Origin of the sequence: Mesorhizobium sp. M1004 (assembly GCF_040318795.1) — a bacterium.
GTDB lineage: Bacteria > Pseudomonadota > Alphaproteobacteria > Rhizobiales > Rhizobiaceae > Mesorhizobium.
In genome coordinates, this window is sequence record NZ_JAMYNB010000004.1 from 132,053 (window position 1) to 156,166 (window position 24,114).

Below are 24,114 nucleotides of genomic sequence, written 5' to 3' on the forward strand. Positions count from 1 at the left end.
TCGGTTCTCCTCTTTTGTTATGGTTCAGGCTGGACTGGTGGGCGCCGTCCGACGGGCTGTGCTCAGCCCGCGATGGCGCAGGATTTCGGCGATGCCGGCGATGATGACGGACACAGCAAGGATAGCTGTCCCCAGCGCCATCACGGTCGGCAGCGAGCGAGGAAAACGCAGTTGGCTCCAGATGTAGAGCGGCAGCGTCGGCTCGGTGCCGGCGAGGAAGAAGACGACGATGAACTCGTCGAAGGAAATCAGAAAGGCCAGCATGAAGGCCGAGACGATGGCCGGCAGCGAGAGCGGCAACATCACCCGCCGGAAGGTCGTCCAGTCGGAAGCGCCGAGATCGAGTGCGGCCTCGCGAATGGTTTTCGGAATTGCGGCAAACCGGCTGCGCATGATCACCACGGTGGTCGGCAGCGCCACCAGTATGTGGCCGAGAACGATGGCGATGCGCGACGGGCCGAGGCCGATGAGATTGACGAGGATCAGCAACGATATGCCGACGATGACGCCGGGGATCAGGATCGGCAGCCTGGAGATGGCGCTGATGGTGGCGGCGAGCGGCGAACGACCGTAGAGGTCCATATAGGAGACGGTGATGCCGCAGAGCGTGGCGCCGGCGGCGGCCACGACGCCAATGACGAGACTGTTCAAAAGCGCGCCGGACAGCGCCGGATTGCCATAGAGCGTGGCATACCATTCGAGCGTGAAGCCCTGCAGCGGAAACGCGGCCTGGATGGAGTTGTTGAAGGAAAACAGCGGGATCAACAGCACCGGCAGATAGAGGAAGACGAGATAGGCAAGCACATAGACGCCGAGCCAGCCGCGGCCATCATCTCTCCGCGCCGCGCTCATGTGCGGCTGCCGAATTTGCGGTCGGCGCCGCGTGCGACCAGCACCACGCAGAGGATGACCAGCATCACGCAGACTGAAAGTGCCGCCCCGAACGGCCAGTCATTGGCCTTGCCGAACTGCGACTGGATCAATGTGCCGATCATGGTGCTGGCGGGACCGCCGACCATGGCCGGGGTGACATAGTCGCCGACCGTCGGCACAAAGACGACGAGGGCGGCCGCCAGAACGCCCGGCATCGAATTGGGCAAGACGACGCGGCGAAACGCCGTGAACGGTCTGGCGCCGAGATCGGAGGCGGCTTCGAGCAGTGATTTCGGGATGGTGTCCAGCGCCACATAGATCGGCAGGATGGCGAAGGGCGCATAGGCATGCGCCAGCGTGACGACCACCGCCGCCGGCGTGTTGAGGAAGGCCAGCGTCGGCTCCGACCAGATGCCGCTTTCGATCAGCGCCGAGTTCAAGACGCCGTTGTAGGCGAGCACGATCTTCCAGGCGAAGACGCGCAGGAGATAGCTGGTCCAGAACGGCAGGGTCACCAGAAACAAAAGCAGGCTGCGGCGGCGGCCGGCATGGAAGGCGAGATAGTAGGCGACGGGATAGGCGGTGACGACGGTCGCCAGCGTCACCAGGCCGGCGATCACCAGCGAGCGCAGCGTCACCGTCCAGTAGAGCGGATCGGAGACCACGGTGATGAAGTTGCCTGCCGTGAAGCCGGCGCCGAGCAGCGAGCCGTCATTGCCGCGCAAAGCGAGGAACAGCACCAGGCCGAGGGCAAACAGGATCAGGAAGAAGGTGACGAGCCCGCCCGGCAGCAACATGGCGAAGCGGAAGCCTCGGGACGACCCTGCCGGCGCTTCTGGTGCAACGATGCTCGACATCGGACTGCTCAACGGAAATATGAAATCGGCTTAGCTTTTTTCATATTTGTGAAACTGTCAAGCTGAATCCACGAGCCCTAGGCGACCGGCGCCCAATCAGCGCTCGAAGGCGTCGAGCATCCGGTACCAGGCGATGGTCGCGGCGACGCCGACCTGGCGGAAGGCGTGGAACGGAATCGGCCGGACCGGCGACAGCGGGAACGGCAATTGATTGACATCGCCGCCCGCGAGGTAGCCCGCCATGCGTTTTCCCAGCGCGGTCATCAGGCCGACGCCCCTGCCCTGGCAACCAACCACGGCGAGCAGGCCCTTTTCCGGCTCATGGATGTGCGGCAGGTGATCCGGTGTCATCGCCACGCGGCCGAACCAGCGCTTCTCGATGACGACATCGGAGAGCGCCGGATAGAGCCGCACCAGCGCGCGCTGCAGATGCGCCCAGTCGGCCTCGCTCCTCGGCCGCGCCATGCCGCCGCGGCCGCCAAGCACCAGATGGCCGTCGGCTGTTTTGCGGTAGTAGACGAGAATGCGCCTGGAGTCGGACACCGCCTGCCCTTCCGGCAGGATCGTCGCCGCAAGGTTGGATAACAGCGGCGCGGTCGCGACCTGGAAGGAATGCAGCGGCACGATCGTTTCCGCGAGGCCCGGAAGCAGTCCATCGGTATAGGCGTTCGTCGCCAGGACAACCGCTTTCGCCCGCACCTCGGCGCCGCTTTCGGTTGAGACACGCCAAAGGCCGGCCTGCTTGCGGAGTTTCACCACCTTCTGCCGCTCGGCAATGCTGGCGCCGGCGGCGGCGGCGATGCGCGCCAGTTCCACTGTATAGGCGAGCGGATCGATGATACCGGCGCGGCGGTCGAGCCAGCCGCCGAGATAGCCTTGCGCGCCGGTCATAGCGGCGATCTCGCTTTCATTCAGAAGCCGGACATCGGCGCCACGCGCCCGCCATTGACGATCCCTGTTCGCCGCCGCTTTCAATGCGGTTTCGGTATGCGCGGCCTGGATCCAGCCATTGCGGGTGAACGGCACCGCCAGCTTTTCGTCTTGGATGAGATCGAACACCGTATCCGCCGTCGAGGCGGCGAAATCGACCAGCGCTTGGCCACGCTCGGGGCCGAAATGCTCGAGCAGCCATTCGGGATCATATTTCAGGCCGGGAATGACCTGGCCGCCATTGAGGCCCGAGGCGCCCTGGCCGATCTCGCCAGCCTCCAGCACCTGTACACCGAGACCGAGCCGGGCTGCGTGCAAGGCGGTCGACAGGCCCATGAAGCCGCCGCCGATGATGGCAACGTCGACCGGCGCAGTGACGAGCAACTGGAAGGCGGATGCGGTCTGCGGCTTCTGCCAGATCGGAACGGAAAACGGTGCGGGCAAGGCTTCACCTGGAGTATGCGGAAAATGAAAATTCTAGTGCCAGTTTCATTTTTTTGAAAGAGCGGGCCTCATGTCAGAACCGACACTTGCCTGCGCCACGGGATAGACCTTTGGCGTGAATCCGGTGAAAGTGCAGCGGCCTAGCTGCCATCTCGATCATCAAAGGACCGTAAGCCATGACGAACCCAACGCAGCTTCCCGCCGACGGGCTCTTCATCGGCCGAGCCAGGGCAAGCGATGCCTCGCATCCGCTGGTGGTCACCGTGCGCGACGGCATCGTTTTCGACGTCACCTCGACCACCGCACCCACAGTGCGCGACATCTGCGAGATGGCCGATCCGGCCGGACACGTGCGCTCTGCCAAGGGCGAACCGATCGGCTCGCTCGACGCGATCGCCGCCAACAGTTTTCAGGCCACCCGCGATCCGGCAAAACCCTATCTGCTCTCGCCTGTCGACCTGCAGGCGGTGAAGGCGTCGGGCGTGACCTTCGTGGTCAGCCTGCTCGAACGCGTCATCGAGGAGCAGGCGCGCGGCTCGGCGGAAAAGGCCGACGCCATCCGCGCCGACATTGCCGGGCTGATCGGCCACGATCTGTCGAAGCTGAAGCCCGGCTCGCCTGAGGCGATGGAGATCAAGGCCAAGCTCATCCAGCGCGGCGCCTGGTCGCAATATCTGGAAGTCGGCATCGGCCCCGACGCCGAGATCTTCACCAAATGCCAGCCGATGGCGTCCGTCGGCTTCGGCGCCGATGTCGGGCTGCATCCTGTCTCCACCTGGAACAACCCCGAGCCGGAGATCGCCATGATCGCCGCCAGCACCGGCAAGATCGTCGGCGCGACCATCGGCAACGACGTCAATCTGCGCGACGTCGAGGGACGCTCGGCGCTGCTGCTCGGCAAGGCCAAGGACAACAATGCCTCGGCCTCGCTTGGGCCCTTCATCCGGTTGTTCGACGCAAGCTTTTCCATCGACGATGTCAAGCGCGCCACTGTGCGGCTGAAGGTCGAGGGCGAGGACGGGTTTTCGCTGGAGGGCGCGAGCTCGATGGCCGAGATCAGCCGTTCGCCCGAAGAGCTGGTCGCGGCCGCCATGGGGCCGCACCACCAGTATCCCGACGGCTTGGCGCTTTATCTCGGCACCATGTTCGTGCCGTCGAAGGATCGCGGCGAGAAGGGCAAGGGATTCACCCACAAGATCGGCGACATCGTCACCATCTCGTCGGAGAAATTCGGCGCGCTGGTGAACCGCGTGCTTCTGTCGCCCGATTGCCCGCACTGGACCTACGGCGCCAGCCATCTCATGCGGGACCTCGCCAAGGCCGACCTGATCTGATTTCGGAGCAGCGGGACGAACGGATAGCCGATAAACGTTCGTATCCGGTCCCTGTAAGCCGTTTGTTAGCGGAATCCGGGTGACTGTATCGGAAATTCGCTCCAGGATCGGGGCGCGGTCTGTGGGGGCCGAATCGCATGCTCGGTTTGCCGATGATATCGGTGCGCAATCTCGCCATGCGTTATGGCGGCGTTGTCGCGCTCAGGGATATGAACCTGTCTGTCGGACAGGGGACCATCCATGCTGTCGTCGGTGAAAGCGGCGCCGGAAAGTCGACGCTGGTGAAGGTGCTTGCCGGCGTGCTCCGGCCCAACAGCGGCACCATCCGCGTCGGCGACCAGATCGTCACCGTCGACAGCCCGATCGCTGCACGCAAGCACAGCTTCGGCGTCGTCCACCAGGGGCTCGGCCTGTTTGCCGACCGCTCGGTGCTGGCCAATCTGTTCGTCAATCGCGAGCCGTTGCGCAATGGCTTCGTCTCCAGGCGCGAGATGGAGGCACGCAGCCGCACCTTGCTTCGGCAACTCAAGCTCGACGTCGATGTCCACGCTCCTGTGGGACAACTCGGCATGGGCGAACGGCAATATGTAGAACTCGGCCGCGCAATTCTGGAACGCCCGAGGCTGCTGATCCTCGATGAACCGAATTCTGCGCTCGACCGGCGCCAGACCGAGCACCTGTTCACCGTACTAAGTGACCTCAAGGCCAAGGGCACGAGCGTGCTCTATGTCTCGCACCGGCTGGAGGACGTGTTTGCGATCGCAGACCAGGTCACCGTGATGCGCAACGGCCGTGACGTGCTGACAAGTGAGCGCTCGGCGTTGAGCGAAGCCGATGTGATCGACGCCATGATCGGCCAGCAGCGCGGCAGCCTGTTCCCGCCTGCACTGCCGGCCAATGCCAGCACGATAAGGCCGCGGATCACGGTGGAGGGTCTGAGCGGCGGCCGGATTTCCGGCGTCAGCTTCACCGCCCGCTCCGGCGAGATCCTCGGCTTGGCCGGGCTTGAGGGGTCGGGCGTTGAAGACCTGTTCGAGATGCTGTTTGGCCTGCGCGAGGCGCAAGGCGGCAGGGTGCGGCTCCCCGACGGCTACGGCTTGCCTGGAAATCCGACCGAAGCGGCGCGGCGCGGCATCGGCCTGGTGCCGGCCAACCGCCTGTGCAACGGCCTGATGCCCGACCGATCGCTGGCCTTCAACATAGGCAACATCGCTACGGGCGCCCGCAACTGGGGGTCGCGCCGCTACTCGCCCAAGGCCGCGATCGCCGCCGCCGCAAGGCAGATCGATGCGCTGCGCATCAAGGGCCTGCCGGACGCGCCGGTGAATTCGCTGCTGGCCGGCGATCAGCAGAAGATCGTAGTCGCCAAATGGCTGGAGACGGCGCCGCAAGTGCTGCTCCTAGACAATCCGGCTGGCGGTATCGAGGCGGCTGCCAAGCGCAAGATCTATGCGCTGATCCGGCAGATGGCAGCCAATGGCTGTATCGTTTTGCTGCGTTCGGTCGAGCCGTCCGAACTGACCAACCTCAGCAACCGCGTCCTTGTCTTCCACCGAGGCCGGGTCGCCGGCGAGCTGTCCGGCGCCGAGATGAAGCGAAGGACAGTGCTGCAACTGACCACCACCGGCGAGATGCCGGAGGCGGAGCGGCCGAAAAAGAAACTCGTGGGAGCCATGGCATGACACGATTGGATCCCACGCTGCAGCTTGCCGGTTCGGCTGCCCACCCGAAGCGCAGCCTTCGCCTGGCCGTCGAACTCAGGCCGCTCATCGGGCTCGTTGTCCTGGTGGCGATTACAGGCTTTGCCCGGCCGGATTTCCTCGATGAGGCCAATGTGCTGTCGTTGCTGGAAACCGCTGCGTATCCCGGCATGCTGGCGATCGGCATGGTGTTCGTGCTCGCACTCCGCGAGATCGACCTTTCCGTCGGCTGGATATTCCATCTCGCGGCCCTTCTCACCGCATTCCTTCTGGCCGCCGGCATCGACCCGTGGCTTGCCGCCCTTGCCGGCGTGCTGCTCGGCGCCGGGCTCGGCCTCGTCAACGGCCTGCTGGTGGTGGCGCTGCGACTGCCGGCCATCGTCGTTACGCTGGGCACCTTTGCAATGTTCCGGGGCCTGGCGGCGGTGGCCGTCAAGATCCAAGCGACAGCTCCGGCCAGCCCAGGCGGCGACTTCTTTGAGATCGTTCACGGCAAGCTGTTCGGCCTTGTGCCGACGGCTGTCTTTGTCTTCGTTGCAATGGCGGTGGTGATGCACCTCGTGCTTCACCGCAGCCGCTTCGGCTACCGGATCCAGGCCGTCGGCAGCAATCCGCAGGCGGCGCTCTATGCCGGCATCCCGACAGGTGCTGTGCGGCTGCAGACGCTGGTGCTGATGGGCATCGTCTCGGGGCTGGCGGGCGCGCTGTGGCTTGGCTCTCCCGTTACCGACTTCGACCAAGGCGGCGGTTTCGTGCTGATGGCGATTGCCGCGGCGATCATCGGCGGCACCTCGCTTTCCGGCGGGCGCGGCACCGTCTTCGGTGCGGTGATCGGCATGCTGATCGTCCAGGTCATCTTGAGCGGCGTGACCCTGTTCGGCATCGACGCCGCATGGAGCCCCTTCGTGATCGGCGCGGTGATGGTGCTGGCGCTCGCGCTCGACCGGCTGGACAAGGTGCTGCGCATCCGCCAGGCCGAGCGCTTCCAGGAAAATCCGCGCGCCTGAGTTTAAGCCCCGCCTGCTTGCCGGGGAATATCTCTATCTCTTGGTTGACGCAATTCCGGACGGAAAACCGTTTCACACTTTTCCTGGAATTGCCCTCTAACTGATGCGATCTGATGGGATCGATGATGGCGCGTTGCATCGCGCCACCATCCATTGGGCGGATAGAGGCTTGCCATCGGCCGCAAAAGAAGATGCTCTGCGCATCCGGGTCGGCGCTGGCAGGAGGAGAGGATCAAGGGCATGGCCCGGATCATCGCCGGACGTGGAGGTCGTTTTTCAACATGGGAGGAAAGCAAATGCTGACGAGGCTACGATTACTCGTGCTTGGCTTGATTGTGGCGCTGGCCGTTCCGGCGGCGGCACAGGCCAAGACGTTCTACTGGATTTCACATGGCGGCCCGGCCGACCCGGTATGGACCTACTTCCTGGCCGGCGCCAAGCAATGGGCGAAGGACACCGGCAACACCGTCAACACTTCGTTCCACAATGGCGACGTTGCCTCGCAGCAGGAGGCCGTGCGCGCCGCGATCTCGGCCAAGGCCGACGGCATCGTTACCACCAGCCCCGATCCGGGCAGCCTGATCGAAATCGCCAAGGAAGCCAACACCGCCAAGATCCCGATCATCAACTTCAACACGCCCGATCCCAAGGCAAGCTTCGACGCCTATGTCGGCGGCGACAACGTCACCTTCGGCAAGCACTGGGCGCAATATCTGGTCGACAAGGGTCTGGTGAAGAAGGGCGACTTCGTCTGGATGCCGGTCGAAATCCCCGGCGCCACCTACGGCGTCCAGGAAGAGGAAGGCATCAAGAGCGTCTTCGAACCGCTGGGGATCACCTATGAGATCACCGAAGCGACGCTCGACCAGGCCGAAGCCATCAACCGCATGGTCGACTATCTCACCGCCAACAAGGCCAAGGTCAAGGCAATCATCGGCCTCGGCGATCTGGTCACCGGCTCGATCAAGCGGGTGTTCGACCAGGCCGGCATCAAGCCGGGCGAAATCCCGGTCGTCGGCTGGGGCAACTCGCTCGACACCACCCAGGAAGTGCTGACCGGCTACGTCAATGCCGGCCAGTGGCAGGACCCGCAGGCGACCAGCTACGTCGCGCTGTCGCTGGCCAACATGGCGGCGTCAGGCATTCCTCCGGGCTTCAACGTCATCACCGGCGCGCTCTATGAAAAGGACACCGCGCAGGTCTACGACGACATCCTGTCCGGCAAATAACCCAGACGTTCAACAGTCGCGGCCGCAGCCGCGGTCGCGACTGTCTTTCGCCGAGCCCTTCGCGTTGCGCGCTGGGCTCAGCCTTCCCCTTCCTGTCGCAGGTTATCAGTGGAAAACCGTTCGCTCATCCAACGCCTGATCGCGAGGCCGGAATTCGGGCCCTTCGTTCTGCTCATCGTCGAAATCGCGGTGTTCTGGAGCATCAACCACGATTTCCTGTCGCCGCAGAACATCTCCAACACGCTGGCCTTCACCGTCGAGCTCGGGCTGATCGCGCTGGCGATGACGCTGTTGATGACGTCGGGTGAATTCGATCTGTCGGTCGGCTCGCTGTTCGGCTTTTCGCCGGTGCTGATGTGGACGCTGTTCAACAGCGGCCTGACCTCGCTGGAGGTCGGCTTCCTCGCCGCGCTGCTGATCGCGGCCTTCATCGGCCTGGTCAATGGCTGGTTCGTCACGCAGCTGAAAATCCCATCCTTCCTGGTGACGCTCGGCATGCTGCTGGTGGTGCGCGGCACCGCGCTGTTCGTCACTGACGGCTTTCCGCAGCGGACGTGGAGCGCCGAGGGCAGCTGGCTGGCCGAAGCGCTGGTCGGTGATTTCTTCATCGGCCCGTTCCGCATCTACATGTCGCTCTTCTGGTTCATCGCGGCGGCCATCGCGCTGGGCTACGTGCTGACGCAAAGCCGGACCGGCAACTGGATCCAGGCAGCCGGCGGCAATCCAGGCGCCGCAAGGGCGCGCGGCGTCAACGTCAGCGGCGTCAAGATCGGCCTGTTCGTGCTGTCGTCGGTGATGGCTTCGCTTGCCGGCGTCATCTCGTCGCTGCGCACGTCGGCCGCCAACCCCAACAGCGGCACCGGCTACGAGCTCGAAGTCATCGCCATGGTGGTGATCGGCGGCACGGCGCTGACCGGTGGGCGCGGCACCATCATCGGCACCGTGCTCGGCATCCTCATCCTGCGCGTCATGCGCAACGGCATCGTGCTGATCGGCGTGCCCGGGCTGGCCTACAACATCTTCATCGGCGCCATCATCCTCGGCATGATGGCGCTGCACTCATGGCTGGAACGCCGGCATCAGGCAGGGACCTAGAACCATGGCTGAACCGCTCATCCGCATGTCCAACATCAAAAAGTCCTACGGGCGCGTGCAGGCGCTCGAAGACGCCAATTTTCATGTCAACGAAAGGGAGATCGTCGGCCTGCTCGGCGACAATGGCGCCGGCAAATCGACGCTGATCAAGGTGTTGTCGGGGGCGGTGCCGCTGACTAGCGGCGACATTTTCATCCGCGGCAAGAAGGTCAATCTGCGCAGCACCAGCGACGCCATCGCGCACGGCATCGAGACGATCTACCAGGATTCGGCACTGGTGACGCAGCTGTCGATCGCGCGCAACCTGTTCCTCGGCCGCGAGCCGATCAAACCGCCGCGCTTTTTGAACCGCATGGACCAGGAGGCGATGAACAATGTCGCGCGCGACCTGCTGAAACAGGTCGGCATCTCCAAGAACATCCCGCCGACGACGCCGATCGGCTCCCTGTCCGGCGGCGAGCGGCAGGCCGTCGCCATCGCGCGCGCCATGCACTTCGACAGCGACCTGATCATCCTCGACGAGCCGACCAACAATCTCGGCGTCGCCGAGACGCAAGGCGTGCTGAGCTTCGTGCGCAACGCGCGCGATTCCGGGCATTCCTGCATCTTCATCGCCCACAACATCCACCATGTCTTCCAGGTGGTTGACCGCATCGTCGTCATGCGCCGGGGCAAGGTGGTGGCCGACGACATCGACCCGAAGAAGACCAGCGTGGCCGAGGTCGAACGCATCATCACCGGGATGTCGGACAAGGAGATCCGCGACGCCATCATCGAAGGCGGGCCATCGCACGGCTGAACCGTCTTCGCGCCGTCTGGCACGGAAACGCATCCGCTCTAACTCGTTGTAGAGCATGACCTTTTGACAAAACGGTTCCCGTTTGTCCGAGAAAACCGGTTCCCACTTTTCGGGATCATGCTCTATGACTACAGCCATGAAAGCCACCGTTGCCGACATAGCCAGGAGCTGCGGCCTGTCGACCGCGACCGTCGACCGGGTTCTGAACAACCGGGCCGGCGCGAGCGCCGCCAACCGCCAACGGGTGATGGAGGCGGCCAAGCAGCTCGGCTATTTGCCGGTGGTCGATCAGGTGACGCTGCCGTCGCGGCCGGCGCATCTTGAATTCTTCCTGCCGATCGGCGCCAACGGTTTCATGATCGACCTCGCCGGGCACATCGAGGACTATGCGGGGCGCCTGCCGCTGGTCGCCTCGTGCCGGATCCACAATCTCGGCGGCATCTCGCCGGCAGCGCTGCAGGCGGCGGTTGAAAATCTGTCGCTGAAGGCCAATGGCGTCGGCGTCATTGCCGTCGATCATCCGCGAACGCGCAACATATTGCGCGATGTGGTCGAGGCAGGCATCCGCCTTGTCACGCTGGTCTCCGACGTTCCAGCCGCCCCGCGTTCGGCCTATGTCGGCATCGACAACCGGGTTGCCGGACGCACGGCGGCGCTGTTGATGGGGCGCTTCCTCAATGGCCGCCAGGGTCATCTGGCGATGGTCGTCGGCTCGCGTTCCTATCGCGGGCACGAGGAGCGCGAGATGGGCTTTCGGTCGGTGCTGACAGAGGAATTCCCCAATCTCACGGTCTCGAGTGCGGTCGAGATCAATGACGAACCGGAGGGCAGCTACACCGCAACGATGCAGGCGCTGCACAACGAGCCGGAACTGCTCGGCATCTACTGCGTCGGCGCCGGGCGCTCAGGTGTGGCGAGAGCGCTGCTTGAGGCCAAGCCAAAGAAGAAGCCGGTCTTCATCTGCCACGACCTGACCAAGGAAACGCGCGGCTATCTCGTTGACGACCTCGCCGATGTCGTCATCGACCAGAATGCGCGGCTGATCGCGGAGCAATCTGTGATCCGCCTGCTCGGCTCGATCGCGTCCGCCGCGCCCTACCTGACGAAGAAGTTCATCGAGCCACGGCTGATCTTCAAGGAAAACGTGCCGGTGCAGTGATTTCGCGCCGTGGCGGTTTTTCCGATTTGTATGACAAGTCGGGGCAGATGCCGCAAATCTGCACAGCAGCCATGCAACTTTCATTGTTGCCGAATCATTGGGCAACCCGTACTCATCTGGGTGTCGGCCATCTACTCCTCCCAGATGCGATGCCGACGCTGAGCGCGGTGCACCTCCTCCCGCATCTCGCTCGAAATCGAGCCCGCTGCCACCTCCTCCCGGCAGCGGGCTTTTTTCATTCTCAAATGAATCTAAATTAGAGTTGACTGGCAAGTTCGGAGAATAGCCAAAAGCCACCCCGCCGGATGGGGACTCCTCAACTCCGAAAGCTGGAATTCAGCGCGCCCTGAAAGAGCTGATCAGGCCTTCAGCCATGCGCACGAACTGCGTGCTGGGGCCCTGGCAGCCCATGGTCTGCACGCTGACGCGCGCCCCTTCGAACAGCAGCGACAGCGTATCGGCCAGAAGCTCGGCCTGACCGATGCCCGCATCCCGGCACAGCGCAACGAGGCGATCGCGCTGCGCGCTCTTGAGCTCCTTGATCACGCTCCTGGCGGGATGGTCCGGCTCGGTCAATTCGGCGGCGGCATTGGCCATGTCGCAGCCGCGACCGTCAGCCGCCAGGCAAGCAGCGGCCATGCGAATCCAGGCATGCAACTGGGCGAGCTTGTCGCCGGGATGCTCAGCCTCGAATTGGTCCCACATCGCGGCGCCTTTAGCCGCCGACGCGCGCAGGCACTGGACGATCAGTTCGTCCTTGGACTCAAAATGACGGTAGAGCGTCATCTTGTTGGTGCCGGCGGCTTCCGTGATGGCGTCGACACCGACGCCCTTGATGCCATGCTTGTGAAACATGTCCTGCGCCGTCTCCAGGATTCGGTCCCGGGGGCGCACGCGATCGGTAATGCCGTCTGCCATCGCAGTCTCCTTGTCTCCCTAAAAATTCGGTTCACCTCTTGACTAGGGTGTTACCGGTCTGTAACTATCCGAATGTTACTTACTGGTAACACCTATGTGGCCTTCAGTCAATAACAAGGCCGTGAACTGGTCCTGCCAGATCACAAAGGTGCAGGTCATGCGGCTCCGGCCGGTGAAGAGATGAAAACCGGTTCGCGATCATCCGATGCGAATCGCTGGAATGGAGACGCTCCAATGTCGCAGCGCAAGGATTTGACCATCGATGAAGCCATCCGGGATCCGATGATCCGGCTGGTGATGAAAGCGGACCGCGTCAACCCGCGCGCCTTCGAAGCGATGCTGAGGACCGTGGCCGATGAGCAGGGCCTCAGCGGCGCGGCGCCGTCTTCGTATTTTTTGCAGGACCCGGGCTCAGTGCGCGGCAGGCGGCTGTCCCGGTCTGCCCATTCTTTTAAAGAGGCCGGTTCTTCTAAAGAGGTTTGCGTGTCGTGGTAAATTATTTCATCCATCGTCCGATCTTCGCCTCGGCCATCGCCATCATCATGGTGCTCGCCGGGACGATTTGTTATTTCCTTTTGCCGGTTTCGCAGTTTCCCGACATCACGCCGCCGCAGGTCGTAGTCAGCGCCCATTATCCGGGCGCCAGCGCGCAAGTGGTCGCCGATACGGTGACGACGCCGCTTGAGCAGCAGATCAACGGCGTCGAAGGCATGACCTACATGTCGTCGTCGAGTTCCAATGACGGCTCCTCGACCATCACCATCACCTTCGATGTCGGCTATTCCTTGAGCACCGCGGCCGTCGACGTCCAGAACCGCGTTTCGCAAGCCGCCTCGTCGCTGCCGGCGATCGTCAACCAGGGTGGCGTGACGATCAAGAAGCAGAACCCGAATTTCGTCCTCATCGTCAACCTGACCTCGCCCGACAGTTCGGTCGATCCGGTGGCGCTGAGCAACCTCGCCTATCTGCAGGTCGTCGATCCGCTGAAGCGACTGCCCGGCGTCGGCGATGTGCAGATTTTCGGCGAGCGTCGCTATTCGATGCGCGTCTGGCTTGATCCCGACAAGCTCGCCAATCTTGGCATCACCGCGGTCGACGTCCAGAATGCCATCTCGGAACAGAACGTCCAGGTGGCGGCCGGCAAGATCGGCCAGTCGCCGGCGCCCGCCGGCACCGCCTTCGAGATGCAGGTCAACGCCGTCGGCCGCCTGAGCGACCCCAAGGAGTTCGGCGACATCGTCGTGCGCGCCAACACCGGCACCGGCTCGCTGGTGCGACTGCGCGACGTCGCCCGCATCGAGCTCGGCGCGCTGCAATATTCGTCGTCGGCCTTCTTCGGCAAGGACCCGACGGTGGTGCTGGCCGTCTACCAGATGCCCGGTTCCAACGCGCTCGATCTGCAGCAGCACGTCAAGGACAAGATGCAGGAACTGTCGGCCCGTTTCCCCAAGGGCGTCAGCTACGCCATGCACTACGACACCACGCGCTTCGTGTCGGCATCGATGCATGACGTGCTGATCACGCTTGGCGAAGCGCTGGTGCTGGTCGTGGCCGTGGTGTTCATCTTCCTGCAGAGCTGGCGCACGACGATCATCCCGACCATCGCCATTCCGGTGTCGCTGGTGGCGACGATGGTGGTCATGGAAATGATGGGCTTCTCGCTCAACATGCTCTCCCTACTCGGCATGGTGCTGGCCATCGGCCTCGTCGTCGACGACGCCATCGTGGTGGTCGAAAATGTCGAGCGACAATTGGAGGCGGGCCTCAAACCGCTGGCGGCGACCAAGGCCGCGATGGCCGAGGTCACCGGACCGATCATCGCCACCACCGCAGTGCTGATGGCCGTCTTCGTGCCCGTTGCCTTCATTCCCGGCGTCTCCGGCAAGCTCTACAATCAGTTCGCGCTGACGGTGGCGATTTCGGTCGGCATATCCGCCTTCAACTCGCTGACGCTCAGCCCGGCGCTGAGCGTCGCCTTCCTGCGCCATCGCGGCGAGACGCAGTTCGCCCCGTTCCGCTGGTTCAACACGGGCTTCGACAGACTGTCGCATGCCTATGCGCACGGCGTGCGTATCCTCATCCGGCTGCGCTGGATCATGCTCGGCTTGTTCGCGGCCGGCCTGGTGGCCACCTACTTCGTCTGGCAGAAGTTGCCCTCGACCTTCCTTCCGGTCGAGGACCAGGGTTACTTCTTCGTCGTCATCCAGCTGCCTGACGGCGCCTCGCTGGAACGCACCGACGCGGTGGCGCAGAAAGCGCGCGACATATTGCAGGCAACACCCGGCGTCGAGATTGTCGGCTCGATCAGCGGCCTGAACTTCCTGACCAGTGCGGCGCAGTCGAACTCGGCTGTCGAGTTCGCCATCCTGAAGCCGTGGGAAGAGCGCGGCCCCGACCAGAGCGCGTCCAAGCTCGTCTCCGATGTGCGCGGCAAGCTGATGCAGATTCCGGAAGCCTTCGCGCTGTCCTTCGATCCGCCTTCGATCCCGGGTATCGGCACCACGGGCGGCTTCGAATTCGTCGTCGAGGACCTCACCGGGCGAGGCAGTTCAGCCCTCAACGACGCGACGCAAGCCGTGATCGCCGAGGCGCGCAAGCAGCCGGAAATCAACCCGCAGCAGCTGTTCTCGCCGTTCTCGACCTCGACGCCGCAGTTCAACTACGACCTCGACCGCAGCAAGGCCAAACTGCTCGGCCTCAACCTGCCCGACGTCTTCAACACGCTGCAGATCTATCTCGGCTCGCTCTACGTCAACGACTTCAACCTGTTCGGCCGCACCTTCCGGGTGACCATCCAGGCCGACAAGGATGCACGTGCCGACGCAGGCGACCTTTCGCGGCTCTATGTGCGCAACGCCTCCGGCGGAATGGTGCCGCTGAGCACACTTGGCAAACTGGTGCCGTTCGTCGGCCCGGAAACCGTGCCGCACTACAACAACAACGCCTCGGCCACGATCAATGGCGGCGCAGCCCCCGGCTTCTCGTCGGGCCAGGCGGTTGCCGCGATGGAACGGGCCGCCGCCACCGCTTTGCCCAGGGATTTCGGTTTCGAATGGACCGGCATCACCTTCCAGGAGCTCAAGGCAGGATCGATAGCGTCGGTCGTCTTCGGCCTCGCCATCGTCTTCGTCTTCCTGATCCTGGCGATGCAGTATGAGAGCTGGGCGATGCCGTTCATGGTGCTGCTGGCGGTGCCACTGGCCCTGTTCGGCGCCTTCGCAGCCCTGTTCCTGCGCGGCATGCAGATCGACGTCTACTCGCAGATCGGCTTCGTCATGCTGATCGGCCTCGCCGCCAAGAACGCGATCCTGATCGTCGAGTTTGCAAGGCGGCGGCGCGAGGAGGGACTGAGCATTGTCGACGCGGCAATGGAAGCCGCGCGGCTGAGGCTGCGGCCGATCCTGATGACGGCCTTCGCCTTCATCCTCGGCGTGCTGCCGCTGATGTTTGCGACGGGTGCGGGTGCGGCAAGCCGGCAGTCGATCGGCACCACCGTGTTTGGCGGCATGGTCGCGGCGACCATCCTGTCGCTGGTGTTCGTGCCAGTCTTCTACGCGGTCATCGAACAGCTGCGCGAAGGCCGCGTGCGCAGCGAACCGAACGCTGCTCATGACCAGGACAATAATGAACCGACTGCCGAACCAGCGCCGATGCGCCTGGCCGAAGCAGCCGAATAGAATTGGAGACCAAAATGCGTAAATGGAAAATAGCTTTGGGAACGGCCGTCGCCCTGGGAGCGATCTCGGTGGCAAGCGTCCACTTCCTCGACATGGGCAATCTCAGCCTCAATGCCGGCACGGCGGCAGCGACGGCAGCACCTGCGGCATTCGTCATGCCGGTGCCGGTGACGAGCGTGGTCAAGAAGACGATCCCGATCTATCTCGACTACGCCGCCCGCATCGAGGCGATCCGCAGCGTCACCTTGCAGGCCCGCGTGCCCGGCTATCTGCAGGAGCAGACGGCTGAGGACGGCGCGGATGTGCGCCAGGGTGATCTGCTCTACAAAATCTCGCCCGACGACTTCAAGACGGCTCTCGACCAGGCCAAGGCCGAAGTGCAGCGCGACCAAGCGAGCCTCGACTATGCACGCTCCAATCTCGGCCGCGGCTCCGAACTCGCCAAGAGCGGTTATCTGGCCAAGGATGGGTTCGACCAGCGCACGAGCACCTTGCGTCAGGCCGAAGCGTCGCTTGCCGTCAACCAGGCGGCGGTGCGGACGGCCGAGCTTAATTTGAGCTACGCCGAAATCCACGCTCCGTTTGCCGGCCGCGTCGGCCGCAACCAGGCTTCGGTCGGCACGCTGGTCAGCGTCGCCGGCACGGTGCTGAACACGCTGGTGCAGCTCGACCCGATCTACGTCACCTTCAATCCGAGCGAGACGGACCTGGCCGAAATCGAACAGGCCCGGGCCGCCGGCCCGATCGAGGTCGAGGTGCTGCTGCCCGGCGAGACCGAAGCCAGCCAGAAGGGCGAACTCACCTTCATCGACAACACGGTCGACCACTCGACCGGCACGATTACGGCGCGCGCCACCATCGGCAATGCGAAGTTCTCGCTGCTGCCGGGCCAGTATGTCCGGGTGCGGCTGCACATCAAGCAGCTGCCCGACGCGCTGATGGTGCCGCAGGTGGCGCTGGGTTCGAGCCAGCTCGGCAAATATGTCTATGTAGTCGGCAAGGGCAACACGGTCGACCAGCGCATCGTCTCGCTCGGCGCGACCAGCGGCGACCTTGTGGCGGTCCTCAGCGGCGTTGCCGAAGGCGACCAGGTGATAACGGGCAATCTGCAGAAAATCGGACCAGGAATGCCGATCTCGCCGTTGCCCCAGGAGAAACCGGCCAGCTGATAACCCCCATCAGCCCCGGTCCTGCGGCGCCTTCGGCTTCCACGCCGAGGGCGCCGTTTTTTTATGGAGCGCCGCACGCCGTTTTTGGAGTAACCGCAAGGCACAAGAATCCGGAACAATCATCTTGTAGGATTGTCGACAATCTGCTTGTCTCGTTTCCGGCTCTCACTGGAATGACGGAATGGCCAAGCTGGACTTCAGTCCGATCGCGGATACGACACGCCGGGCCGAGATCGTCGCGCTGTTGCGGCGCGCGATCCTGACCGGCCAGCTGGAACCCGGCCAAAAGCTCAACGAGCTGAGGATCGCCGAGCAGATGCGGGTCAGCCGTGCGCCGTTGCGCGAGGCGATGCGCGAGCTGGTGCAGGAAGGCATCCTGACCAGCATTCCCTATGCCGGCACCTTCGTCATCGATGTCACCGCCAAAGATATCGACGACGCCTATTCGCTGAACAAGGTGCTCGATGAATTCGCCATCGAGCGGACATGGAAGCTGCGCGACCAGCGCTTCTTCGATGAACTCGACCGCCGCCACGAAGCGGTGAAGCAGGCAACGCGCGCGCGCGACACCACCCGCCAGATCGAAGCCGCGCTGCAATTGCACGGGCTGATCTATGAATGGGCCGACAATTCGGTGCTGCTGGAAACCTGGCAGCGGCTGACCAGCCGGCTGCAGATGTATTTTGCCCTGCACCAGCGGGCCCGCAACGAGCCGGTGCCGGCCGAAGATCTCCACGAGACCTATGTGCGGTTCTTGAAGGGCGCCGACATGCGCGCTGCGCAGCGCCATGCGCGCGAGCATATCGACCTCGATTTCGAAGAGCTGCTTGCCTATGCGCGTGGCCTCGAGCAGCGGAACATCGAAGGGCTGACCCTCCTCAACACCTAGAGACAACGGACAGACAAGTGCAGATCAAATCCATCAAGGCCTATCGCGTCGTGCAGCCCTTCGTGGACGGGCCTTACCGCATGTCCAAGGGGCGTGTGGCCGACTGTTTCGACGCGGTGATCGTCGCCATCACCTCCGACAGCGGCGTGACCGGCTGGGGCGAGATGGCGCCGCTCGGCAATTTCTATTCGGCCGCGTTTCCGGCGGGAACGCGCGCGGGCGTGGTCGAGATCGCGCCGCACCTGATCGGCCAGGACCCGCGTGCTCTCGCCGGCATCGGCCGGCTGATGGATACGGTGTTCAAGGGCCATCCCTACATCAAGTCGGCGCTCGACATGGCCTGCTGGGATCTGGCCGCCCGCGCCGCCGACGTGCCGCTTGTGACCATGCTTGGCGGCCGCGAGAGCGACATGGCGGAGACCTACCGCGTCGTCACCCACGGCACGCTCGACCAGATGGCGGCACTGGCCAAAAGGATCATCGCGGAAGGCTGCCGCCGGCTGCAGGTCAAGGTCGGCGGCAATGTGCATGAAGACATCGAGCGGGTGAGCGCAGTCGCTTCGGCCGTGCCGAAAGGCACGGTGATTTTCTGCGACGCCAATGCCGGCTGGACACCCTACCAGGCGCGGCAGTTCGCCGACGCCACGCGCGGCATCGACTACACGTTCGAGCAGCCCTGCACGTCGATTGAGGAGAACATGTCGGTGCGCCGCATGCTCGACAAGCCGATGGTGCTGGACGAGAGCGTCATCTCGCTCGAGGCGATGCTGGAAATCCACCGCCTGGGCGCCGCCGACGGGCTGACGCTGAAGATCTCGCGGCTTGGCGGCGTAACCAGGACAAGGCAAATCCGCGACGTCGCCGTCGATCTCGGTTTCATGATCACCGTCGAGGATACGGGCGGCGCCGAGATCGACACGGCGGCGATGGCACATCTGTCGCTGTCGACGCCGGAAGAACGCCGGCTGCACGCCATCGCCTTCCATGAGTGGGTGACGGTGCGCACGGCCTCCAACGCGCCACCGGTCACCGGCAGCCACATGGGCATTCCCGACGGGCCCGGCCTCGGCGTCGATGTCGTGCCCGACCTGCTCGGCAAGCCTTTCCTAGAGATCGGCTGAGATCAAGCCCAGCATGAAGCTGTCACCCGACGAATCCTCCGTGGGAGGTTTGGCCCTGCAGCCATTCTCCGATTTGCGGGTTGAAATATTTTTCAAATGGAAATAGGAATGTTCAAAATGATGATTTGACGCTGCGGCGCGTCATGACTGGAGGAAGCGATATGGCCCATCCGCAATTTGCAGCGGAACTTCTGCAGCGCGCTGAAGCCCAAGGGCCTATCACCATCGGACTCGCCGGCGCCGGGCAGATGGGCACCGACATCGTCGTCCAGGTGGCGCTGATGCCGGGCATGCGGATCGGTGCCATTTCCGAGGTGCGGCCGCAAGCGGCGATCGATGCCGCACTGCTCGCCGGCCATGACCGCTCCGGCATCGTCCAGGCTGCGAACGCCTCTGCCATCGACCGCGCCATCGAGGCCGGCAAGATCGCTGTCACCGAAGATCTGCATGCGCTGGCCGCGGCCGGCCGCATTGATGTCATCATCGACGCGACAGGCAATCCCAACATCGGCACGCTGTTTGCGCTCGAAGTGATGAAGAACGGCAAGCACATCGTTATGCTCAATGTCGAGGCGGACATTACGATCGGCCGCTTCCTCAAGGAGGAAGCGCGCAAGGCCGGCGTGGTCTACACCGGTGCGGCCGGCGACGAACCCGCCTGCACGCTGGAGATCATCGGCTTCGCCAAGAGCCTCGGCTTCAACATCATCGCCGCCGGCAAGGGCAAAAACAACCCGCTCAAGATCGACGCCATGCCCGCCGACTACGAGAAGGAAGCGGCCGAGCGCAACATGAATGCGCGCATGCTGGTCGAGTTCGTCGACGGTTCCAAGACGGCGATCGAGATGGTGGCTATCGCCAACGCCACCGGGCTGGTGCCCGACGTGCCGGGCATGCACGGCCCGACGGCGACGCTGGAGGAACTGGCCAGCGTGCTTTGCCCGCGCGAGGATGGCGGCGTGCTGCATCGCAAGGGCGTGGTCGACTATTCCATCGGCAAGGGCGTGGCGCCCGGCGTGTTCTGCATCATCGAAACGAGGCATCCGCGCGTGCTGGAGCGCATGGTCGACCTCAAGGTCGGCAAGGGCCCCTATTTCACGATCTACCGTCCCTATCACCTGACAAGCCTTGAAGTGCCACTGTCGGCGGCGCGCGCCGTGGTCTACAAACGCGCCGACATGGAGCCGCTCGACCACCCGGTGGCCGAAGCGGTGGCGGTGGCCAAGAGCGATCTCGGCGCGGGCCAATCGCTCGGCATGATCGGCGAGAACGACTATCGCGGCTTCGCCATGACCTGGGAGGACGCCCGCGCCAAGGGCGCGCTGCCGCTCGGGATTGCCGAACGCGCCAAGGTGGTCAAGCCGGTCAAGACCGGCGACTTCCTCACCTATGAAAATTGTGTACCCGACGATTCGATGGTGATAACGCAGATCCGCCGCCGTCTCGACCAGTCGGACGGACAGTTTGTGACCAACGCCGCCTGAACCTTCGGGATCTCCCTGTGATGGACGATGTCGTTATCGGGATCGATGCCTCGACGACGGCGGTGAAGGCAATCGCCTTCACCCGCGACGGCGCGGAGCTGTTCCAGGCGCGCGAGGCCTATCCGCTGGCCAATCCGAAGCCCGGCCATTTCGAGCAGGATGCCGAACATTGGTGGGCAGCCCTCATCAGTGCGCTGAAGCAGGTCGCCGACAAGGTCGGCGCCGCGCGCGTGGCGGCAATTGCCATAGCCCATCAGCGCGAGACCTTCACCCTGATCGATCAGGCCGGCACGCCGCTCATCCCGGCGATCCTGTGGCTTGACGAGCGCGCCCGGCCTCAAGTCGCCAAGCTGTCGGCCGAGCTTGGCCGCGAGACGATCCGCGACTGGAGCGGCAAGCCGCCGGATCCGACGCCGGCGCTCTATGCCATCGCCTGGCTGGCGGAACACCAGCCGCAGGTGCTGGCCAACGCCGCCGCCCTGGTCGATGTTCATGGCTTCTTCGTTCACCGGCTGACCGCACGGCTGGTAACCAGCACGGCAAGTGCCGACCCGCTCGGCTTGCTCGATGTGGCGACAGGCGAATGGCACGCTGAGCTTGTGGCGGCTGCAGGGCTGCAGCCACGGCAGTTGCCGGCGCTGATCGGCCCAGGCGAAATCTGCGGCGGCCTTGCCGAAAGCATTGCCCAGCTGACTGGCCTCAAAGCGGGCACGCCAATTGTCGCCGGCGCCGGCGATGGCCAGGCCATGGGTCTCGGCATGGGCGTCTATGGTGCCCGCAAGAGCTATCTCTCGCTCGGCTCCGGCGTCGTCAGCGGCTGCTATTCCGGCACGGTCACCACATCGGACGCGTTTCGCACGCTGGTCTCGCCCACCGGTTCGGGCTTCATGCTGGAAACCGTGCTGCGCTCGGGCATGCAACTGGTCGACTGGATCGTGCGCACCACCGGCGCGTCTTCCGCGGCAGAACTGGAGAAGGGTGCGGTCGATGTTGCGGCCGGCAGCGACGGTCTTTTGGTCATGCCCTATTGGGCCGGCGTCATGAGCCCCTATTGGGATGGCGCGGCGCGCGGCGCCGTTGTTGGCCTGTCGCTCGACCATGAGCCCAGGCATCTCTTCCGCGCCACGCTGGAAGGCATCGCTTTGGAGCAGGCCATCGCCAGCGAGGCGATGGAGGCCGAAAGCGGCGGCAAGCCGGGAGAGATGATTGCCGCCGGCGGCGGCACCAATTCGGCGCTGCTGATGAAGATCATGGCCAGCGTGCTGGAGCGGCCGCTGTTCGTGTCGCCGGTCAACGAGGCGGCGGCCCTTGGCGCGGCGATGCTGGCGGCTTCGGCGATCGGCTGGTTCGCCTCGGCGGAAGACGCCGCCAAGGCAATGGCGGCGGCGCCGGCCAGGCGTGTCGATCCTGACATGACGCTGGTGCCGGCTTACCGGGCGCGCAAGGCGATCTACCGCGACCTCTATCACGCGACACGCGACATCCACGCGCGGCTCGGTGCGATCTGAGTTCAAGCGCAGCTTGCCTGCGTGAGGCTCCCATGCCCAACCTGCCCAGCTTGCCGATTTTGCGTCCTGCCCGGCCAATGCTAGACTCATCGGGCTAATGAAAGCAGTATTTCACCTTGCCGCCCTGCCCTGGATTGTCGCGCTTGCGGCAGCTCCAATGACGGCGCGTGCGCAGGACGAGCCGCCCTTCGAGGTCACGCTCGACATGGACAATGACGGCAGGATGGATCGGGCCGCGATCGCGGCGGATTCCGACAGCGGGCTGGCGGATCTCTCGATCTATCTGGCTGCCGGCGAAGGAAAGCTCGATCCTTCGCGCAAGCCTGACTTCGTCAAGAAGGCGCTGACGCAGGACCGTATTCTCGGGCTCGAAAGCAAGGGCAAGGGATCGCTTGTCGTCACCTCGTGCTTCGGCTGCGGCGCCAACAAATCATGGGATACAACGCTGACCATCGTCTGGCGCGGCGGTAAATTCCTTGTCGCCGGCTACAGTCGCGACTGGGACTGGAATGTGCAGAAAGCCGACGGCTCGGTCGAGACGACGCTGGGCGGCTGCGACATCAATTTTCTCACCGGCAGAGGCGTTGCCTCAAAGGACCTGGACGACGGCAAACCGGTCGCGGGAAAATTCGTGCCGATCGCACTGGCCGACTGGTCGGACGACAGTCGTCCGGAGCCCTGCGAATTCTGACCGACGCCGGACAGCGCTCAACGATTGAGCAGGCCTTTGGCCGCATCCTCATCGGTGATCAGCACCGAAATCCTGGTGTTGGCCAGCGCCGCGCGCATCACAGCGACCTTCTCCTGACCACCTGAAACCAGTATGATGCTCGGAATATCGGACAAATCCTGCAGCGGATAGGCGCAGACGCGGCGGTTGACCTCATGGTCGACCGGGTGGCCCTCGGCGTCGATGAAATGGCACAAGAGGTCTCCGACCGCGCCGGCGGCCTGCAGTTCCTCAAGTTCGCTCGGCTTGATGAAGCCGTAATTGGCGATCGGGCTGTCCTTGGAAAACGAGCCGACGCTGAGCACGGCGATGTTGGCGCGGCGCGCGCGGAAGACGACATCCTGGACGCTGCGCTGGCTCATGAAGGCATCGCGCTGTTCCGGCTTGTCGGCATAGACCGGCACCGGCAGCAGGAAACATTCAGCGCCGATCTTTTCGGCGAACTCCCAGGCGCTTTCGGTCGGGTTGAGCGGCTGCGCATGGGTGAGGCCGCCGAGCATCGAGACGACCGTCGTCCTGGCGATCGGCCGCCTCGGCAATTCGTTGATGGCGAATTTCAGCGTGCGGCCCCAGCCCAGCGCAATGACGTCGCCGGCATTCACATTGTCGGCGAGATAGGCGGCAGCCGCGTGGCCGATCATCAGCGGCGCGTTGCTGCGATCAGCGGCTGATGGCACCACGACCGCCTGGCTGAGCCCGAAACGCTGCTTCAGGCTCTCCTCGAGCTGCACGCATTCGACGACACTGTCGCGAATGCGGAACTGCACGATGCCCTCCTCTCGCGCAGCGGAGAGAATGCGGTGCACCTTGATGCGGCCGACGCCGAGGATCTCGGAAATGCGCTCTTGCGTCAGACCTTCGACATAGTAATGCCAGGCGGCCCGGGCCTTGAGCTCGGCATCGGGGAAGCGCGAGGCCTTCTCGTTTTCGACGGTCGCCATCTTTTGCCCTCCCGCGGCAAATTTCGGAAATCTTTCCGCAAGCGCCGCCCCCTGGCCTTCCCTAGGACAAACCGCCCGGTGGCGCAAACCACCGCCGAATGGCGCAACGGCTCTTGACAATTTTCTAATGAACAGTTTAGCTGAACAAAATTGCATATCAAAGATAAATTGTTCACAGGGAGGTGCCTGGTGAACAAGAGCGGACGGCAGGCCATCGCCGTTTCGCTGACGGAGGAGACGAAGTGGCCGT

Annotated in this window: 20 protein-coding genes; 15 read left to right on the forward strand and 5 right to left on the reverse strand. The window is 63.9% G+C overall.

Annotated features, from left to right (window positions below; all coding sequences use genetic code 11):
* Nucleotides 1-24: 24 nt before the first annotated feature.
* From NKH54_RS09995 to NKH54_RS10005, 3 genes are all read right to left on the reverse strand, one after another.
* Nucleotides 25-852: an ABC transporter permease gene (locus NKH54_RS09995; RefSeq protein WP_023709184.1), complete on the reverse strand. Its 828-nt coding sequence runs from the start codon at nucleotides 850-852 to the stop codon at nucleotides 25-27.
* A complete protein-coding gene (locus NKH54_RS10000) occupies nucleotides 849-1,730 on the reverse strand; it encodes an ABC transporter permease (RefSeq protein WP_352519957.1) in 882 nt (293 codons plus the stop codon). Before NKH54_RS10000 ends, NKH54_RS09995 begins: the two co-directional genes overlap by 4 nt.
* 96 nt (nucleotides 1,731-1,826) lie before the next feature.
* Nucleotides 1,827-3,104: an NAD(P)/FAD-dependent oxidoreductase gene (locus NKH54_RS10005; RefSeq protein ID WP_353028129.1), complete on the reverse strand. Its 1,278-nt coding sequence runs from the start codon at nucleotides 3,102-3,104 to the stop codon at nucleotides 1,827-1,829.
* Between the two features lie 176 nt (nucleotides 3,105-3,280).
* Here NKH54_RS10005 and NKH54_RS10010 point away from each other — a divergent pair, with 176 nt between their 5' ends.
* The 7 genes from NKH54_RS10010 to NKH54_RS10040 all read left to right on the forward strand — a co-directional run bounded on the left by NKH54_RS10010 (nucleotide 3,281) and on the right by NKH54_RS10040 (nucleotide 11,427).
* Nucleotides 3,281-4,438, forward strand: coding sequence for a fumarylacetoacetate hydrolase family protein (locus tag NKH54_RS10010; protein WP_023668510.1), 1,158 nt, complete (start codon nucleotides 3,281-3,283; stop codon nucleotides 4,436-4,438).
* Between the two features lie 137 nt (nucleotides 4,439-4,575).
* A complete protein-coding gene (locus NKH54_RS10015; RefSeq protein WP_353028130.1) occupies nucleotides 4,576-6,120 on the forward strand; it encodes a sugar ABC transporter ATP-binding protein in 1,545 nt (514 codons plus the stop codon).
* On the forward strand, nucleotides 6,117-7,145 hold the full coding sequence (locus tag NKH54_RS10020) for an ABC transporter permease (protein ID WP_353028131.1): 1,029 nt from the start codon (nucleotides 6,117-6,119) through the stop codon (nucleotides 7,143-7,145). Before NKH54_RS10015 ends, NKH54_RS10020 begins: the two co-directional genes overlap by 4 nt.
* A 296-nt stretch (nucleotides 7,146-7,441) precedes the next feature.
* The gene (locus NKH54_RS10025; RefSeq protein WP_023687083.1) at nucleotides 7,442-8,374 is read left to right on the forward strand and encodes a substrate-binding domain-containing protein; all 933 of its coding nucleotides are present in this window, start codon (nucleotides 7,442-7,444) and stop codon (nucleotides 8,372-8,374) included.
* A gap of 108 nt (nucleotides 8,375-8,482) precedes the next feature.
* Nucleotides 8,483-9,469: an ABC transporter permease gene (locus NKH54_RS10030; RefSeq protein ID WP_023668514.1), complete on the forward strand. Its 987-nt coding sequence runs from the start codon at nucleotides 8,483-8,485 to the stop codon at nucleotides 9,467-9,469.
* Between the two features lie 4 nt (nucleotides 9,470-9,473).
* Entirely contained in the window at nucleotides 9,474-10,268 is a 795-nt protein-coding gene (locus NKH54_RS10035) for an ATP-binding cassette domain-containing protein (protein ID WP_023668515.1), read from the forward strand.
* 136 nt (nucleotides 10,269-10,404) lie between these two features.
* Nucleotides 10,405-11,427 (forward strand): LacI family DNA-binding transcriptional regulator, encoded by a 1,023-nt coding sequence (locus NKH54_RS10040; protein ID WP_023668516.1) that lies wholly within the window; start codon nucleotides 10,405-10,407, stop codon nucleotides 11,425-11,427.
* Nucleotides 11,428-11,763: 336 nt separating this feature from the next.
* Here NKH54_RS10040 and NKH54_RS10045 read toward each other — a convergent pair whose 3' ends face one another.
* Complete coding sequence (locus tag NKH54_RS10045; protein ID WP_023668517.1) at nucleotides 11,764-12,345, reverse strand: TetR/AcrR family transcriptional regulator; 582 nt, start codon at nucleotides 12,343-12,345, stop codon at nucleotides 11,764-11,766.
* Between the two features lie 234 nt (nucleotides 12,346-12,579).
* Here NKH54_RS10045 and NKH54_RS10050 point away from each other — a divergent pair, with 234 nt between their 5' ends.
* The 8 genes from NKH54_RS10050 (at nucleotide 12,580) to NKH54_RS10085 (ending at nucleotide 22,884) form a co-directional block, all read left to right on the forward strand.
* Nucleotides 12,580-12,840 (forward strand): hypothetical protein, encoded by a 261-nt coding sequence (locus NKH54_RS10050; RefSeq protein WP_023704858.1) that lies wholly within the window; start codon nucleotides 12,580-12,582, stop codon nucleotides 12,838-12,840.
* The gene (locus NKH54_RS10055; protein WP_353028132.1) at nucleotides 12,834-16,022 is read left to right on the forward strand and encodes an efflux RND transporter permease subunit; all 3,189 of its coding nucleotides are present in this window, start codon (nucleotides 12,834-12,836) and stop codon (nucleotides 16,020-16,022) included. The genes NKH54_RS10050 and NKH54_RS10055 overlap by 7 nt, the downstream gene beginning before the upstream one ends.
* A gap of 14 nt (nucleotides 16,023-16,036) precedes the next feature.
* Nucleotides 16,037-17,191, forward strand: a complete 1,155-nt coding sequence (locus tag NKH54_RS10060; RefSeq protein ID WP_023735606.1) for an efflux RND transporter periplasmic adaptor subunit — start codon at nucleotides 16,037-16,039, stop codon at nucleotides 17,189-17,191.
* Nucleotides 17,192-17,372: 181 nt separating this feature from the next.
* The gene (locus NKH54_RS10065) at nucleotides 17,373-18,080 is read left to right on the forward strand and encodes a GntR family transcriptional regulator (RefSeq protein ID WP_353028134.1); all 708 of its coding nucleotides are present in this window, start codon (nucleotides 17,373-17,375) and stop codon (nucleotides 18,078-18,080) included.
* A 17-nt stretch (nucleotides 18,081-18,097) separates the two neighbouring features.
* On the forward strand, nucleotides 18,098-19,201 hold the full coding sequence (locus tag NKH54_RS10070; protein WP_023754063.1) for a mandelate racemase/muconate lactonizing enzyme family protein: 1,104 nt from the start codon (nucleotides 18,098-18,100) through the stop codon (nucleotides 19,199-19,201).
* A gap of 161 nt (nucleotides 19,202-19,362) precedes the next feature.
* Complete coding sequence (locus NKH54_RS10075; protein ID WP_023709918.1) at nucleotides 19,363-20,685, forward strand: NAD(P)H-dependent oxidoreductase; 1,323 nt, start codon at nucleotides 19,363-19,365, stop codon at nucleotides 20,683-20,685.
* Between the two features lie 20 nt (nucleotides 20,686-20,705).
* On the forward strand, nucleotides 20,706-22,193 hold the full coding sequence (locus NKH54_RS10080) for a xylulokinase (protein ID WP_023709919.1): 1,488 nt from the start codon (nucleotides 20,706-20,708) through the stop codon (nucleotides 22,191-22,193).
* Between the two features lie 157 nt (nucleotides 22,194-22,350).
* Nucleotides 22,351-22,884, forward strand: coding sequence for a hypothetical protein (locus NKH54_RS10085; RefSeq protein ID WP_023709920.1), 534 nt, complete (start codon nucleotides 22,351-22,353; stop codon nucleotides 22,882-22,884).
* Between the two features lie 17 nt (nucleotides 22,885-22,901).
* Here NKH54_RS10085 and NKH54_RS10090 read toward each other — a convergent pair whose 3' ends face one another.
* On the reverse strand, nucleotides 22,902-23,864 hold the full coding sequence (locus NKH54_RS10090; protein ID WP_023668527.1) for a sugar-binding transcriptional regulator: 963 nt from the start codon (nucleotides 23,862-23,864) through the stop codon (nucleotides 22,902-22,904).
* Nucleotides 23,865-24,114 lie beyond the last annotated feature (250 nt).